The 16,170-nt window shown below is 63.9% G+C and carries 13 protein-coding genes; 7 read left to right on the top strand and 6 right to left on the bottom strand.

Going from position 1 to position 16,170, the window contains the following annotated elements; genetic code table 11:
- The first annotated feature begins 19 nt into the window (after positions 1-19).
- Positions 20-1,333 (top strand): aminotransferase class V-fold PLP-dependent enzyme, encoded by a 1,314-nt coding sequence (locus AACH87_RS01670; RefSeq protein ID WP_338796988.1) that lies wholly within the window; start codon positions 20-22, stop codon positions 1,331-1,333.
- 18 nt (positions 1,334-1,351) lie between these two features.
- On the opposite strand, the gene AACH87_RS01665 is transcribed toward AACH87_RS01670, so the two are convergent.
- A complete protein-coding gene (locus AACH87_RS01665) occupies positions 1,352-2,125 on the bottom strand; it encodes a siderophore-interacting protein (protein ID WP_338798820.1) in 774 nt (257 codons plus the stop codon).
- A gap of 120 nt (positions 2,126-2,245) precedes the next feature.
- Between AACH87_RS01665 and AACH87_RS01660 the strand changes: the two genes are divergently transcribed.
- The gene (locus AACH87_RS01660) at positions 2,246-2,680 is read left to right on the top strand and encodes a MarR family transcriptional regulator (RefSeq protein WP_338796987.1); all 435 of its coding nucleotides are present in this window, start codon (positions 2,246-2,248) and stop codon (positions 2,678-2,680) included.
- 6 nt (positions 2,681-2,686) lie between these two features.
- Here AACH87_RS01660 and AACH87_RS01655 read toward each other — a convergent pair whose 3' ends face one another.
- Positions 2,687-4,531, bottom strand: a complete 1,845-nt coding sequence (locus tag AACH87_RS01655) for an ABC transporter ATP-binding protein (protein WP_338798819.1) — start codon at positions 4,529-4,531, stop codon at positions 2,687-2,689.
- Between the two features lie 285 nt (positions 4,532-4,816).
- On the opposite strand from AACH87_RS01655, the gene AACH87_RS01650 reads away from it, so the two are divergent.
- From AACH87_RS01650 to AACH87_RS01640, 3 genes are read left to right on the top strand one after another with little or no spacing between them, the layout of a single operon-like run.
- Entirely contained in the window at positions 4,817-5,119 is a 303-nt protein-coding gene (locus tag AACH87_RS01650; RefSeq protein ID WP_338796986.1) for an iron uptake protein, read from the top strand.
- Between the two features lie 13 nt (positions 5,120-5,132).
- Positions 5,133-6,833 carry a PepSY-associated TM helix domain-containing protein gene (locus AACH87_RS01645; protein WP_338796984.1) on the top strand — a complete coding sequence of 567 codons (1,701 nt, stop codon included), beginning with the start codon at positions 5,133-5,135 and terminating at the stop codon, positions 6,831-6,833.
- Positions 6,826-7,140, top strand: a complete 315-nt coding sequence (locus AACH87_RS01640) for a DUF3325 domain-containing protein (protein ID WP_338796983.1) — start codon at positions 6,826-6,828, stop codon at positions 7,138-7,140. Before AACH87_RS01645 ends, AACH87_RS01640 begins: the two co-directional genes overlap by 8 nt.
- A gap of 100 nt (positions 7,141-7,240) precedes the next feature.
- On the opposite strand, the gene AACH87_RS01635 is transcribed toward AACH87_RS01640, so the two are convergent.
- The 4 genes from AACH87_RS01635 to alr form a co-directional block, all read right to left on the bottom strand.
- Positions 7,241-8,104 (bottom strand): hypothetical protein, encoded by an 864-nt coding sequence (locus tag AACH87_RS01635; RefSeq protein WP_338796981.1) that lies wholly within the window; start codon positions 8,102-8,104, stop codon positions 7,241-7,243.
- Positions 8,105-8,233: 129 nt separating this feature from the next.
- A complete protein-coding gene (locus tag AACH87_RS01630; protein ID WP_338796979.1) occupies positions 8,234-9,979 on the bottom strand; it encodes a methyl-accepting chemotaxis protein in 1,746 nt (581 codons plus the stop codon).
- A 603-nt stretch (positions 9,980-10,582) separates the two neighbouring features.
- Positions 10,583-12,340: a methyl-accepting chemotaxis protein gene (locus tag AACH87_RS01625; protein ID WP_338796978.1), complete on the bottom strand. Its 1,758-nt coding sequence runs from the start codon at positions 12,338-12,340 to the stop codon at positions 10,583-10,585.
- Positions 12,341-12,552: 212 nt separating this feature from the next.
- Positions 12,553-13,668: an alanine racemase gene (gene alr / locus AACH87_RS01620; protein ID WP_338796977.1), complete on the bottom strand. Its 1,116-nt coding sequence runs from the start codon at positions 13,666-13,668 to the stop codon at positions 12,553-12,555.
- Between the two features lie 137 nt (positions 13,669-13,805).
- Here alr and lplT point away from each other — a divergent pair, with 137 nt between their 5' ends.
- Positions 13,806-15,110, top strand: a complete 1,305-nt coding sequence (lplT, locus tag AACH87_RS01615; protein WP_338796976.1) for a lysophospholipid transporter LplT — start codon at positions 13,806-13,808, stop codon at positions 15,108-15,110.
- Positions 15,111-15,246: 136 nt separating this feature from the next.
- Entirely contained in the window at positions 15,247-16,155 is a 909-nt protein-coding gene (locus AACH87_RS01610) for a DMT family transporter (protein WP_338796975.1), read from the top strand.
- Positions 16,156-16,170: the final 15 nt, after the last annotated feature.

Raw genomic sequence — 16,170 nt, 5'->3', positions numbered from 1 at the left:
CACACCTGGAGAGCACTCCATGACTGAACGACGCGACTTTTTCCGCTACGCCACTGCCAGCTCGATGGCTGTGGCCATGGGCACAGCATCCGCCGCCACGGCGGCAAAGGCCAGCGCAAGCACGGCCTCGATATCTGCCGCTGCAGGCTCCAGCGCACTGCAAACAGAGCTTGCGGGTCTCTACGACGTAGACCGCACGGTGATCAATCTGGACGCGGCGTACTACGGGGCTATGACCCGCGAAGTCCAGGCGCACTACTTCGAGCGACTGCTGTGGGTGAACCGGTACAACTCCACGTTTTTGCGCAGCGCCGTGCAAGGCATGCCGCGCGACCCTGAGCTCAACAAATCGCGCGCGGCAGTGGCCCACCTGATCGATGCTGCACCCGACGAGGTCACGCTGTGCGGTGGGGGAACGGAGGCGCTGTACTCACTCATCGTCAACTACCGGCCCCTCAAGGCGGGCGATGCCGTGATCTACGCCGACACCGACTACGACGAAATGCAGTACGCCATGGACTACCTGGAGCAAAGCCGGGGGGCAAGGGTGGTGCGTTTCAACCTGCCCGAGCCCCACACCCGCGCCAATGTGCTCGAAGCCTATGACCGCGTTTTGCGCGATACGCCGCGCGCCAAGTTGCTGCTGCTGACGCATGTTTCCAACCGCAATGGCCTCGTGCCGCCAGTGGCAGAGATTGTGGCCATGGCCAAGGCACGGGGGGTCGATGTAATTCTGGACAGTGCCCAAGCCGTTGGCCACATGCCCTTTGACGTGAAAACCTACGGCGCGGATTTCGTGGGCTTCTCCTTGCACAAATGGGTGGCCGCGCCGCTGGGCACGGGTGCCATCTACATCAAGAAGGAAAGGCAGGCAGACATTCAGCAGTGGCTGGGCAACAAGCTTTACAAAGCCGAAGACTTGCGCTCGCGCATTCCCACGGGCACCGTGGATGTGGCCGCCCGGCTTAGCATCCCCCAAGCGCTGGCAGTACAAGAGCGCATTGGCCTGGATCGCAAGTTTGCGCATTTGCGCGCCCTGCGCGATTACTGGGTCGACAGGGTGCGGGATGTGTCGGGTGTCGAACTCATGCTGCCGCAGGAACGCGACAACTACGGCGCGATCAGTGCATTCCGCCTGGCAGGTCTGCGGACCATGGAACAGGCGCGCGAGGCACAGGCGCGCTTTGTGAACAAACATGGCGTGCTGGTGGTTGCCAAGTCGGGGTTGGCCTCTGGCCCAGTGATGCGGGTGACGCCATCGCTGTTCAACACCACCACCGAGCTGGACCGCTTGGTGGCCGCCATTCAGACAGAGCGAAAGCTCTTTAGCTAGGGCCCTGTGTAGGGCACTTCAATCGGCCAGCTCGGCGTGGTGCCCCGCATCGCCACGCCGCCAGTAGGCCGACACCCGCATGCGGCGTGGATCAGCCCCTGGCAGCGCACGCAGCACATCGCGCACCGCCGCCATGTCACTGTGCTCGCCCGCCGCCCAGAGGTAACCCGCACCTTCGGGCAGCACCAGGCTGCGGGCCGCTGCGGGCAGTGAATCCACCCAGGCCACATCCAGCGCTGCGGCAGAGGCCAGCGTGCGCTGGTCTGCAGGACTCTCAACCATGACGCGAACGATGGCACGCGTGCTGGCGGGCAGCTCTGCCAGCCGCCGCACGATGGCGGGCAGGGCCGAGGCATCGCCCATCAGCACATGCCAGGGCAGATCGGGCGGCACCACCATGCTGCCGCGCGGCCCTGCCACACCCACCCAGCTGCCGACAGCGGCCTGGCGCGCCCAGTCAGACGCAGGGCCCGCCTCGTGCAACGCAAACTCCACCTCCAGCGTGCCTGCGGCAGCGTCGTACCGCTGCGGGGTGTAATCACGCATCATGGGCCGGGGACCCTCAAACACGGGGCGTCCATCTTCCAGCCGTGGCAGAACGGGGCGGTCTGCGCCTTGCGCGGGAAGAATCAGCTTGAAGTGGTCATCAAAGCCCAGGCTCACAAAGTCCACCATCTCGGCCCCGCCCAGGGTGAGGCGGACAAAGCCGGGGCTGATTTGATGGCGCGCCAGCACCTGGGCCTGGCGAGCCTCGAGGGGATGACGCACGCGCTGAATGGCCAGCGGGGCCACGGGAGCTTCCTGGTTGGCAGATGTGGCAGCAGAGGGATCAGAATATGAGGTCACGATATAAAATTTGTTGATTAAGTCAACCAAATATCCCGTATTTGGTTGACTTTGTCAACAACAGACATGCCCACGAATCACGCCGCCCCCATCTTTGAAGCCATGCACGACCTGGTGCACACCTACCGCTCCCGCATGATGGACGTGGTGGGTTCCATCCACCCCGAGCTGACGCACAACGAGGTGCGCGCCCTCATGTTCGTGGGCCGCCACCCCGGTGCCACGCAAAAAGAGCTGGTGCAACACAGCGGCGCAGACAAGGCGCAGATCGCCCGCCTGGTGGCTTTGCTGCTGGACAAAGGCTGGCTGCAGTGTGCCCCGCACGAGCACGACAAGCGCAGCCGCTGCCTGCACCTGAGCCCCCAGGGCAAAGCCCTCTTCCAGGCCGTGCACGACGCCCGCGCCACGCTGGCGGCCGAGCTACTCCAGCCCGTGCCGGAGGCCCTTCAGGCGCAACTGCTGGAGATGCTGGAAAAGCTGCGGGGGCAACTACGGGCGTAGCCGCCCTCACTCCTCACCACGCTGGGCCTCGCCCAAGAACCCGCCGCTCTGATGCGCCCACAGGCGGGCATAGATGCCGCCCTGGGCCAGCAGCTGGGCGTGGGTGCCTTCTTCGACGATGTGGCCTGCGTCCATGACGATGAGGCGGTCCATCGCGGCGATGGTGGAGAGGCGGTGGGCGATGGCGATGACGGTTTTGCCCTGCATGAGGCCGTCCAGGCTTTGCTGGATGGCGGCTTCGACCTCGGAGTCGAGGGCGCTGGTGGCTTCGTCCAACAGCAGGATGGGCGCGTCTTTGAGCATGACGCGGGCGATGGCCACGCGCTGGCGCTGGCCGCCCGAGAGTTTGACGCCGCGCTCGCCCACATGCGCTTCGTAACCCTGGCGGCCTTGCGGGTCGGTCAGGGTGTGGATGAAGGCGGCGGCCTCGGCGCGCTCGGCGGCGGCGTGCAGTTCTTCCTCGGTGGCGTCGGGGCGGCCGTACAGGATGTTGTCGCGCATGGAGCGGTGCAGCAGCGAGGTGTCTTGCGTGACCATGCCGATGGCGTGGCGCAGGCTGTCTTGCGTGACGTGGGCGATGTCCTGCCCGTCGATCAGCACGCGCCCGCCTTGCAGGTCATGAAAGCGCAGCAGCAGGTTGACCAGCGTGGACTTGCCCGCGCCCGAGCGACCGATGAGGCCGATGCGCTCGCCGGGGCGGATGGTGAGGTTGAGCCCGTCAATCACCGGGCGCGCCCCGTCCTGGTAGGCAAAGCGCACCTGCTCAAACCGCACTTCGCCCTGCGTCACGCGCAGGGGCTGCGCGGTGGGGGAATCGACCACCTGGCGGGGGCGTGTCAGGGTGTTGATGCCGTCCTGGATGGTGCCCACGCTTTCGAACAGGGTGGTCACTTCCCACATCACCCAGTGGGCATGGCCTGCCACGCGCAGGGCCATGGCGGTGACGGCAGCCACCGCACCGGCGCCCACCTGGCCTTGCGTCCACAGCCACAGCGCGGTGCCACAGGCCCCGAGGATCATGCCCACCACCAGCACCTGGTTGACGATTTCAAACAGACTGACCAGGCGCATCTGCGCATAGCCGGTGAGCTTGAAGGCGTCCATGGCGGCGCGGGCAAACTCAGCCTCGCGGTGAGTGTGCGAGAAAAGTTTGACGGTGGCGATGTTGGTGTAGGCGTCGGTGATGCGGCCCGTCATGAGGGCGCGGGCGTCGGCCTGGTCGCGGCTGACCTTGCCCAGGCGCGGCACAAAGTAGCAGCACACGAGGCCATAGCACACCAGCCATGCGGCAAAGGGCAGCAGCAGGCGTGCGTCAAAACCCCAGGCCAGCAGCAAGATGGTGATGAGGTACACGCCCATGCCCACCACCACGTCGGTGGTGGTGAAGATCATGTCGCGCACGGCCAGGGCGGTCTGCATGATCTTGGTGGTGATGCGGCCCGCAAACTCGTCGGCATAAAAGGCCATGCTCTGGCCGAGCATCAGGCGGTGAAAGTTCCAGCGCAGGCGCAGGGGCAGGTTGATGGCCAGCGCCTGGTGCTTGACGCTGGTCTGCAGCGCCACCAGCGCAATGCTGGCCACCATGGCAGCAGCCACCCAGGTCAGGGTGTTGCCGCGCTGCGCCCACAGGGTAGAGGGCGTGGCAGCTGCAATCCAGTCCACCACGCGGCCCAGCACGGCAAACAGCAGGGCTTCATACACCGCAATCAGCGCGGACAGGCCCGCCATGGCCACGACATAACCATGCACACCGCGCGCACAAGCCCACACAAAAGCCAGAAATCCCTTGGGCGGCAAGGTTGGCTCGGCCGCGGGGTAGCAAGGGACGCGTTTCTCGAAAAATTTGAACAGCACAGGGGGTCTCCAAGGCCTGCCATGGTAGGGGTTTGCAATTGGCATTGCCTTCTTTGCGGCATTGCCCAGTGCATGCTCCAGACGCATATTTGCTATTGATTTTGTAGCTGCATGCGTTTTGTGGAAAAGCGCCGGGCAGCGATTTCTTTATTGATCACGCCGCTGCAGATCCATTGTCCTGGCTGACAGACCTGCTGAACCACACGGGGACTCTGGCGCCGCATTTGGGCAAATCTGCGCTTCGCACAGATAATTGCCAATCATTCTCATTTATTTTTATATATGACCACTGCACCTGTGTCTGTCACCCGATGGCATGTGCTGCTGCGCACCGCCGCCGCAGTGCTGGGGGGTTACGCCTTTTGCTGGGGCTTTGTGGCGCTGGCCATGGCGGGGTTGTTTGCGCTGGGCATGTCGTTTCACGACGCAGAGCATCTGAGCGCCATGCTGGCCTTCTTGTTGTACGTGGCCGTGTTCTGCTGGGCCTTCACGGCGCGCAACCTGGCGCGGGTGTGGGCTGTGCTGGCAGGCGGTGCAGGGGTGATGGCGGGCGCGGCATCGCTGTTGCAGATGGCCCTGGTCTGAACGGAGGTTTGCGATGTTCCAGAACGTTCGCCAGGCGCTGACCTGGCTGCACACCTGGTTTGGCCTGGCCCTGGGCTTTGTGCTGATGGTGGTGTTCTTCTTTGGCGCGCTGTCGGTGTTTGACCGCGAGATTGACCGCTGGGCGATTCCGCAGTCGCGCTTTGCGCCGCAGCCCATGCCCTCGTTTGACAAGGTGCTGCGCCCGGTGTTTGACAGCATGCAGCCCACACCCGAGAGCGTGGAAGCGCTGCGCACCAAGACCGGCCTGCCCATGCCCGAGCGGTTTGAGACCATCCAGCGCATGGGTGCCTACACCACCCACCGCGACCCGGTACTGGGCCTGTTTGCAGGCTACGAGCTGCCGGGCTCCAAAGACCACGACGATGTGGCCTGGGGCCTGCGCACCATTGACCCGCGCACTGGCGCTGCCCTGCCGGACGATCGGCTCAAGGTAGGCAGCCAGTTCTTTTACCCGCTGCACTACAGCCTGAACCTGCAGTGGAAGGACCTGGGCACCTGGATCGTGGGCTTTGCGGCGCTGATGATGCTGGTGGCGCTGGTCAGCGGCGTCGTCATGCACCGCAAGTTCTTTCGCGAGTTCTTCACCTTTCGCCCCACCAAGCGCACGCAGCGCAGCGCGCTGGATCTGCACAACATGACAGGCGTGCTGGCGCTGCCGTTCCACTTCTTCTTTGCCTTCACGGGGCTGGTGATTTTTGCGGGCATCTACTTCCCGGTGGCAGAGACGCAGCTCAAGCCGCTGCACGAGCTGCACGAAAAGCTTGAAGCCGCCGAGACCGGCCTGCCGCACGAACGCGCCGGGGTGCCTGCACCACTGGCTTCGGTCGATGCGATGGTGGCCGAGGCGCAGCGCCGCTGGGCCGCGCAGGGCATGGCGGGCGATGTGGGCTTTTTAGCACTGCAGCATGTGGGCGACGCCAATGGCTACGTGAGCGTGTACCGCGCGGGCACCGACCGCATTGCACTGGTGGGTAACGGCATCCACTTCAAGGCCAGCACCGGCGAGCTGCTGCGTGAAGACCCGCCACACAGCGCCGTCAACAGCGTCAACGAGTTCCTCACCGGGCTGCATCTGCAGCACTTCAGGCACTGGTTGCTGCGCTGGATGTATGTGCTGGGCGGGCTGATGGGCTGCGTGTGCATTGCCACGGGCTTCATCTTCTTTGTAGAAAAGCGCAAGAAGCAGCATGCCAAGCAACACAGCCAGGGCGCGCGTGTGGTGGACGCACTGGCCACCACCACCGTGACGGGCATGGTGCTGGCTGCGCTGGGCATTTTGATTGCCAACCGCCTGCTGCCCGACGCCATCCCTGCGGGCTGGCCCAACCGTGGCAGCCTGGAGCAATATGCCTTCTGGGCCACCTGGGCGCTGGCGCTGGGCCATGCCTTCTGGCGCAGCGCGCCGGTGGCGCAAGGCCGCATGTCGCCCGCATGGCGCGAGCAGTGCTGGGCCATTGCCGCGCTGGCCGTGTGCGCCGTGGTGCTGAACTGGGTGACCACGGGCGACCACCTCATCAAGACACTGGGCGCGGGCTACTGGCCCGTGGCAGGCGTGGACCTGTTCATCTTGACGGGTGCCGCCGTGGCCCTGCTGGCAGCGCGCAAGCTCACCCAGCGTGCGCAAGCAGCCCCCGCAACACCCGCCCGTAGCGCCGCACCCCACACCCCAGCGACGGAGGCCGCTCATGCCTGACGCTGTTTTGCATGCCGCCGCCCTGGCGGCCAGTGTGCTGGGCATGGCCTGGCTGGCCCTGGCCATGGAGGCGCACTGGCAGCAAGTGTGCGGCACCACCGCCCTGCCCGCACGCACCGCGCATGCGCTGCGCTGGCTGGGCGCGACGGGCCTGGCCACCTCGCTGGTGCTGTGTCTGGCGGTAGACCACGCATCCATGGCCGTTCTGGTGTGGGTGATGGGCCTGGCCGCCGCCGCACTGGCGGTAGCCTTCACGCTGACCTGGCGGCCCCGGTGGCTAGTTGTGCTGATGCCTTGGGTGCATTAGCACTGACATATAACCATTTTTGGCTCTAGCGCTTGATAGACAAGCGCAGACAGCTACTAAAACAGTAGCAAATACCTCAGTAGCAAACAGCCATCAAGAATCACTTGGGGTAAGGCGGCAGCCCCTGCAGCACGCGCACCGCTTCGGGCAGCGAATCCACCTGGGGCATGAAGTGGTCGATGGTGGCCCCCAGCAGCACAGCGCACAGCAGCGCGCCCAGCAGCGGCTTCCAGGTCAGGCGCACGGCGGCGCTGATCCAGCCTTCGCGCTCCACCCCGGTGGCCACGCGCACGGCAGCGACAGAAAAGGCAAGCTCCACCGCCACCGCCAGAAGCACATCCCAGCTGAAGAACAGCATGGCCAGCGCGCCCGCCCCGGCCAGCACGGCAGCGCCGATGAGGAAGATGGCCACCACCGGGATGACCACCACCGCGCCTTCGTCGGCACTGCCCAGGCCTTCCAGCGCGTCTCCCGCCAGCTCACCCAGGCCTTTGCCTGCCTCGGCCACATCGGCCACGCCACTGGAGGCATCTGCCAGATCAGACAAGCCCGCCCCATCGCCACGCGGCACCGAGGCCGTGCCGCGAAACCGGGGCAGCGAGCCCACAACGTCTGCCACGTCCAGCGAAGCATCTACCGTATCCACGGCGTTCCATTCTTCAGTGTCTTCGGCTTCGTCGCGCAGCAGGCGGGCGGCCCACCAGCGCAGCACCAGCAGGTAGATGGCATAGCCCACCGTGAGCGTGATGGCATAGCGCACCGACAGCATGTGCACCCCCACCAGCTTTTGCACCCAGGCGGCCAGCAGCATGCCCAGCAGCGTGAGGCTGCCAATACACAGGCCGTGCCAGCGCAGGCTGTGGCGCTGCTGCAGGTCATCGGCCACATCGCGCGCTGTCAGGCGCACCGATGTCCAGCGGCGGCGGCGCGGTTGCTTGGGGGTGGAAGAGGGTTGAGACGCCATAAGAATGCAGGGGGTACCCAAATACAGATGGGCCGCCATATTGCCCGAAGCGCCGATGCAGCACCACAAAAACAAAGGCCCGGCGACATAGCCGGGCCTTGAAGGGGTGACCGTGTGAAGGTCAGAGGATCAGAAGTTCTCCCACTCGCCGTTGTCCGCGCCTGCTCCGGCCAATGCTGGACGCGCGGGGGTCAGCCCCATCTGCGGGCTGCTGGCCTTTGCGGGCAGCTTGCGCTGGGGGGCGGGCTTGGCGGGGGACTTGGTGAAGGCAGGAGCGGCCACTGCTCGCGGCGCAGGTGCTGCGGGTGCCATCTGGTAACTGCTGCCAGCGGCCAGCCTGAACACGGCCACGGCCTGCTGCAGCTGCTGTGCTTGCGTGCTCAGGCTGTTGGCAGCCGCGGCACTTTCTTCCACCAGCGCGGCGTTCTGCTGCGTGACCTGGTCCATTTGCGATACCGCCTCGCCCACCTGGGCCACGCCCTGGCTTTGTTCGTTGCTGGCAGCGCTCACCTCGGCAATCAGGTCCGATACACGCTTGATGGCGCTGACCACTTCGGTCATGGTCGTGCCTGCCTGGTCTACCAGGGTGGTGCCACGCTCCACTTCCGTCACGCTGTTGTCGATCAGGGCCTTGATGTCTTTGGCCGCGGCGGCGCTGCGCTGGGCCAGGTTGCGCACTTCGCTGGCCACCACGGCAAAGCCCCGGCCCTGCTCGCCTGCACGCGCGGCCTCCACGGCGGCGTTCAGCGCCAGGATGTTGGTCTGGAAGGCAATGCCATCGATGACGCTGATGATGTCGGCAATCTTCTTGGAGCTTTCGTTGATGACCTTCATGGTGTTGACCACCTGGCCCACCACATCGCCCCCTTGCACCGCCACGGTGGATGCATTCATGGCTAGTTGATTGGCCTGGCGGGCGCTGTCAGCGTTTTGCTTGACGGTGCTGGCCAGCTCTTCCATGGAGGCCGCTGTTTCTTCGAGCGCACTGGCTTGCTGTTCGGTGCGGCTTGAAAGGTCGCTGTTGCCTTGCGCGATCTCCGAGCTGGCCGTGGCCACGCCATCTGCCCCGCTGCGCACCGTGGCCACCACGGAGGTCAGCGCTGCCTGCATGCGGGCCATGGCGGCCATCACGCTGACCTCATCGCCTTGGCGTACGGTCAATTCCACGCTCAGATCACCAGCAGCCACAGCCTGTGCGGCATCGGCCAGTTCGGCAGGTTCTGCGCCGAGTGCCCGAACCAGATCACGCACGATGAGCCACCCCACCACCAGACTGATCAACAGCATCAAACCACCGAGGGTCGCGAGCAACAGCGTCGAACTTGCTGCGGTTTGTGCCGCTTCGGATGCGAGCTTGTCTGCCAGTTGTTTTTGCATGGCCCGTGATTCGTCCACCGCGTTGAACACCACGTTTTGCAAGGTGAGCACCTCGCCCAGCAACTGGGTAGCGGCAGCGGCCTTGTCGCCCTGCTCTGCGAGTTCTATGGACCGGTCAATGGCCTTGTTGTAGATGCCACGGTTTTGTCGAATGACCTCCATCAGCTCCTTGCCCTTGGGCAGGGTGATGGATGCCTCCAGCTTTTGCAGCAACTCCGTGTTGGCTTTGCGCAGATCAGCAATCTTTTGCTTTTCTTGATTGCGAAACGCTGTGTCTTCCGAAATCAGAATGTTTCTTGCAAAGCGGCCAATCGCATTCAGGTTGTCTTTCACATCGGTGAACTGCGCCACTTTGACCATGCGGCTCTCCGCCACCTCCTGCAGGCCTTGCGCCATCGAACGCATGTTGAGCGCCCCAACGAGCGCAATGGCAATGCCAATCAGCGCCAACAGGCCAAAGCCCAGGATCAGACGGGTGGAAACTTTCAGGTGACTCATGGTTGTCCTCACTTCTTTTGTCAGATAGACCAACCTGCCGGGGTTGCTCCAAACCCAAGCGCGTGTAGCGCCAGCAAGCTGCAAGCATGTGAAACCGATCCCCCACCCATCTGCGCATTGCAAGCCCTTGCCTCCCTGCGCTTGCGCTCATGACCAGATGGATCATTTCCACTGAAGTGAATTATTTGTGAAAAATGATTTCATTTCAATATTTATTTCTTTTTTATCATTTTTATAGCAATTCATCGTGAACCGCTGTGCCTTACGACCACATAGGCCAAGCCTTGCACAGCCATTCACTCTTGTGCGGTGTGGCGTTACGAAGGGCGGTAAGTGAAAACGGAGCAACCCAGCCCCGTGGATGGGCCGGAGAAGACGCTGGACTTAGAACGAAACCACGCAATAGCTGTAGCGACCGAAGTGACCCGCCTTCACTGCAGCACAAGGCACCTCAGATTCAATAAAAAAGGCGCGCCACACAGTACGTGTGGCGCGCCATATCGCTGGAGGCATGACGGGTGTAACCAAGCAGGAAAATCGGCAAAAGCACTCGTCATCAGGGGCACTGAGACGGGTCAGTTTCCTGGGTGGTCGATGCCTGCGTTAGAAACTCTCCCATTCGCCAGCATCTGCAGCAGCTGTGGTAGCCGTGCCTGAAGCTGGCTTTGGAGCGTGCCCGCTTTTCGGCCCGTTGACCTGGGGGGAAAGCTGGCGTGCAGGCGCAGGTGGAGTGGCTTTGACCACGGCGGGAGTGGCCTTGGCCCGCGGGGCTGCAGGCGCAGCCACTGCTGCCACAGGAGCAGGCTGGTAGCGATTGCCCCCGGCCAGCTTGAACACGGCCACGGCCTGCTGCAGTTGCTGCGCCTGGGCACTGAGGCTGTTGGCAGCTGCGGCGCTCTCCTCCACCAGCGCGGCGTTCTGCTGCGTGACCTGATCCATCTGTGCCACGGCCTCGCCCACCTGGGCCACGCCCTGGCTTTGCTCATGGCTGGCGGCGCTCACCTCGGCAATCAGGTCCGACACGCGCTTGATGGCGCTGACCACTTCGGTCATGGTCGTGCCAGCCTTGTCTACCAGCAGGCTGCCTTGCTCTACCTGCTCTACGCTGGCGGTGATGAGGCTCTTGATTTCCTTGGCGGCTTCTGCGCTGCGCTGGGCCAGGCTGCGCACTTCTCCGGCCACCACGGCAAAGCCGCGGCCTTGTTCGCCTGCACGGGCGGCTTCCACAGCGGCGTTCAGGGCCAGGATGTTGGTCTGGAAGGCAATGCCGTCGATGACGCTGATGATGTCGGCAATCTTGTTGCTGCTGGCGTTGATGCCTTTCATGGTGTTCACCACTTCGCCCACCACGGAGCCCCCCTGTTCAGCCACGTGGGAAGCGTTCACGGCCAGCTGATTGGCCTGGCGAGCACTGTCGGCGTTTTGCTTGACGGTGCTGGCCAGCTGTTCCATGGAGGCGGCGGTCTCCTCCAGCGCACTGGCCTGTTCCTCCGTGCGGCTGGACAGGTCGGTATTGCCCTGGGCAATTTCTGAACTGGCGGTAGCCACTCCATCTGCGCCACTGCGCACGGTAGCCACCACGTTGGTCAGGCTGGTCTGCATGGCGGCCAGGGCTTGCAGCAACAGGCCCACTTCATCGCGCCCCTGATCCGGAATGGGGTGTGTCAGGTCACCCTGGGCTACAGCGTTCACAGCGTCTTGCGCCAGTTGCAATGATGTGCGCACGCTGCGGATGATGGCCCAGCCCAAGGCCACGGTCAGCGCGATGGACAGGCCAATGGCAATGGCAAAAACCCACTGGAATGTCTGGTAGCGGGATACCTGGGCCTCATAAACCGACTTGGCCTCGTCTGCCTGCAATTGCAGCAACTGGTCTGCGAATTTCTGCATCTCCATGGCCAGGGGGCTGATTTGCTCCTGGTAGACCTTTTGTGCGGTGTCTGTATCGCCCGCCCGGAGGGCGGTTACCGCTGGCTTGAGCCCTTGCTGCACAAAGGCGTCACGTTTGAGGGCATAGCCATCGGCCAGCCGCTTTTCCTCTGCCGTAAGTTCCGTGGCCATGTAAGCAGCCCAGATGGTCGCCACCTTTTGCATGTTGGACTCCAGCTCGGCCGACCGCCTCTGGATGTTGTCTGGCTGCGGGTGCAGCAGCATGTCCATGACCAATATGCGATTGCGCGGAACCAGATAGCCCAGATCGCTCAGTTGCTTCAGCGGCATCACACGGTCCTCATAAACCGTGTTCATGGACTCGTTCGCCTTTTGCAGCGCCCACCGGCTCAGTCCACCCAGCGCCACCAGCAGGGTTGCCACACATGCCACCAGCACGATCAGCCGTGTGGATATTTTTATATTCCGCATCAAAAATTAATCCCTGTAAATGAAGGGATTAATTTTAAAATGTAACCAAATTGTCACATTTCACAAGAAGCGATGCCCCTCATCGCAGGACAAGAAGACTTCAAAAAGTGCAATGATGGCAACAGATGGTTGATACATATCAGCACAACCATCGATCTGCATGCGTTAAGGATCAACCCAGGGGCCATCCTTACACCCCAGCGTTGCGCCAATCAACGGCTTTCTTCCACCACCACCGGCACGCGCTGAGCCAGCGCACACATCAGCTCATAGCCCACCGTGCCCGCCGCACGGGCCACCTCGTCGATGGAAAGCACGGCCCCGCTGCTGGCGCGGCCCCAGAGGGTGACTTCGCTGCCCACTCCCACCGAAACACCCGCATGCTGCAAAGGGGTCAGGTCCACCGTCACCATGTCCATGCTCACGCGGCCCACCAGGCGGGTGCGTATGCCGTTCACCAGCACCGGGGTACCGGTATCGCAGTGGCGGGGGTAGCCGTCGGCGTAGCCACAGGCGGCCACACCGATGGTGAGAGGGCCATCGGCAGTGAACCTGGAGCCATAGCCCACGGTGTCTCCGGCCTGCAATTGCTGGATGCCGATGAGGCGGCTCGTCAGGCTCATGGTGGGTTGCAGGCTCCAGTGCTCGGCGGTGTGCTCGGGGTAATCGGGCGCGCTGCCGTATACGACGATGCCAGCGCGCACCCAGTCGGCACGCACCCCGGCGTCGCTGGCGTGGCGCAGGGTGGCGGCGCTGTTGCTCAGGCTGCGCTCGCCCGGCAGGTCTTCGGTCGCGGTCTGGAAGGCCGCCATCTGGTGCGCAATGCCGCGGGGGCCGTCGGCATCGCTGAAATGGGTCATGTACGAAATCTCGTCCACCTGGGGCAAGGCATTGAGCCGTGCCCAGGCGGCGCGGTAGCGGGCGGGGGTGAAGCCAAGGCGGTTCATGCCCGAGTTCATCTTGAGGAACACACGGTGCGGCACCTGTGTCTTGTGCGCGGCCAGCCAGTCGATCTGCTCGTCGCAGTGCACGGCGTGCCACAGGCCCAGGCGGGAGCAGATTTCCAGATCGCGTGGCTCAAACACCCCTTCTAGCAGCAGGATGGGCCCGCGCCAGCCCAGCGCCCGCACGCGTTCCGCCTCGGCCAGGTCCAGCAGCGCAAAGCCGTCTGCGCCGCGCAGGCCTTCAAACACCCGCTCGATGCCGTGTCCGTAAGCGTTGGCCTTGACCACGGCCCAGACCTTGGCGTCTGGAACAGCCTGACGCACGCGCTGGAGGTTATGTTGCAGTGCAGCAGTGTGGATATGGGCTTGGATGGGACGTGGCATGGGGGATAAACCGGGTAGAAGGGCTTGAATTCTGGCACCGTCGCCATGGGTCTGCGTGATATAACCGCCGCTCACTTGCCTAGGTTTTCCACTTTTATCAGAGCATCAGCTTTGCTGATGCAGACCCCAGCCATTCGATGAAGCGCGGTTTCTACACCATCATGTCGGCGCAGTTTTTCAGCTCGCTGGCCGACAACGCACTCTTCGTGGCCGCCGTGGAGCTGCTGCGCACCGATGGCGCCCCCGAGTGGCAACGCGCCGCCCTGGTGCCCATGTTTGCCCTTTTCTACGTGGTGCTGGCCCCGTTTGTGGGGGCCTTTGCCGACGCACTGCCCAAGGGCAAGGTCATGTTCATCAGCAACGCCATCAAGGTGGTGGGCTGCCTGATGATGCTGTTCGGCTCGCATCCGCTCATGGCCTACGCCGTGGTAGGGCTGGGCGCGGCAGCCTATTCACCGGCCAAATACGGCATCCTGACGGAGTTGCTGCCCGCGTCCCAACTGGTCAAAGCCAACGGATGGATCGAAGGGCTGACGATTGCCTCCATCATCCTGGGGGTGCTGCTGGGGGGACAACTGGTGGGGCACCATCTGTCGCCCATGCTGCTGGCCATCGATATCCCGTGGGTGGACACCGGCGTGGACACCCCGGCAGAGTCGGCCATTGCAGCATTGATTCTGGTGTATGCGCTGGCAGCCTGGTTCAACACGCGCATTCCGCACACGGGGGTGGAGATGCGCCCCCTGCGCACCGACCCTTCGCGCAACCTGCTGGCCAATACGCTGGCCCTGCTGCCGGACTTCTGGGCCTGCAACAACCGCCTGTGGCGGGACAAGCTGGGGCAAATCTCTCTGGCCACCACCACTCTGTTCTGGGGGGCGGGCGGCAATCTCAAGTTCATCGTGCTGGCCTGGGCGGCCGTGGCGCTGGGGTACGACACGCCCAAGGCGTCGGCACTTACGGGCGTGGTGGCCATTGGTACGGCCGTGGGGGCCGTGGTGGCCTCCATGCGCATGCGGCTGGACGCTGCCACCAAGGTGATCCCGCTGGGCATTGCCATGGGCTTGCTGCTCATCCTGATGGTGTTCATCCGCGACATCTGGATTGCCGTGCCCTTCCTGATTCTGCTGGGTGGACTGGGTGGCTACCTGGTGGTGCCCATGAACGCGCTGCTGCAACACCGCGGGCACAACCTGATGGGCGCGGGCCGCTCGATTGCGGTACAGAACTTCAACGAGCAGGCCTGCATCCTGGGTCTGGGCGCGTTCTACAGCCTCTCGCTCAAGCTCGGCCTGTCGGTGTTCGGAGCCATCACAGCCTTCGGGCTGGTGGTGGCGGGCACGATGTGGCTGATCCGCCGCTGGCACATCAACAACTGCTCCCGCTACTCTGAAGAGGTGGAGCACCTGCTGCACATTGCGCGGCAGGATGCGCACCACTGATCCATCCGCCGACCCATCCGCTGGACTGAGCCAGCGGGGTCGCCGGGCCGTGGGTTGCAGGCAATCCCACGCCGGCAAATCACTCTACTTTTGATAGCGCCTTGCGCTTTATGGACGGGTGCCAGGCCCTGTTTGAATGCATAGTTTTCTTCCCGTTATTGCCCTGGTGTTCAATGCTTTTGTGTGGGGCGTTTCATGGTGGCCCTTCAGGCAGTTGCATGACGCGGGGGTACACCCCCTGTGGGCCACGGCGCTGATGTACGCGCTGGCCGTGGTCAGCCTGCTGGTCACGCGGCCCGGGGTGTGGGGCCGCACGCTGCAACACCCGGCTCTGTGGCTGTTGGCACTTTCATCGGGGCTGACCAATGTGGCCTTCAACTGGGCCGTGACGGTGGGCGACGTGGTGCGCGTGGTGCTGCTGTTCTATTTGATGCCCGCCTGGTCGGTGCTGCTGGCCTGGCGCGTGCTGGGGGAGCGCCCCACCGGCGCTGCGGTGCTGCGGCTGGTGCTGGCTTTTGCCGGGGTGGCACTGGTGCTGGTGCCCGCTGACGCATCGGCCCAGCGGCTGCTGGCGAACCTGTCTGGAGCTGACGCTCTGGCCCTGGCAGGCGGCTTTTGCTTTGCCCTGACCAACGTGACGCTGCGCAGGCTGCACCGGGTGCCAAGCGAGTCGCGCATGCTGGCCATGTTTGGCGGCGGCACCCTGATGGCTCTGGCCAGTGCCTGCGCAGGCATGGCGGCAGGCATCGTGCCATCCCTGCCCGCCCCGGCAACGGGCTGGGTGGTGGTGGCCCTGCTGCTGGCTGGCGCATTCCTGCTGAGTAATTTCGCGCTGCAGTTTGGGGCCAGCCGCCTGGCTGCGGGCACCACAGCGCTGATCATGTTGTCGGAGGTGGTGTTTGCCAGCGTCTCTTCGGTTTTGCTCACAGCCACCGCACTCGCCCCCCGCACCGTGCTGGGGGGCAGCCTGATCGTGGGCGCAGCGCTGCTGGCAACGCTGCCTGCGCGCAAGGCGGGCACGGCGGGTGTGGGCGCGCAGCACTGACCCGCAGAAATAGAA

The sequence above is a fragment of the Acidovorax sp. DW039 genome, assembly GCF_037101375.1.
Taxonomy (GTDB): Bacteria; Pseudomonadota; Gammaproteobacteria; order Burkholderiales; family Burkholderiaceae_C; genus Acidovorax.
The sequence above is the reverse complement of the archived record's forward strand: the minus strand, read 5'-3'. Positions and strand labels throughout refer to the sequence as shown.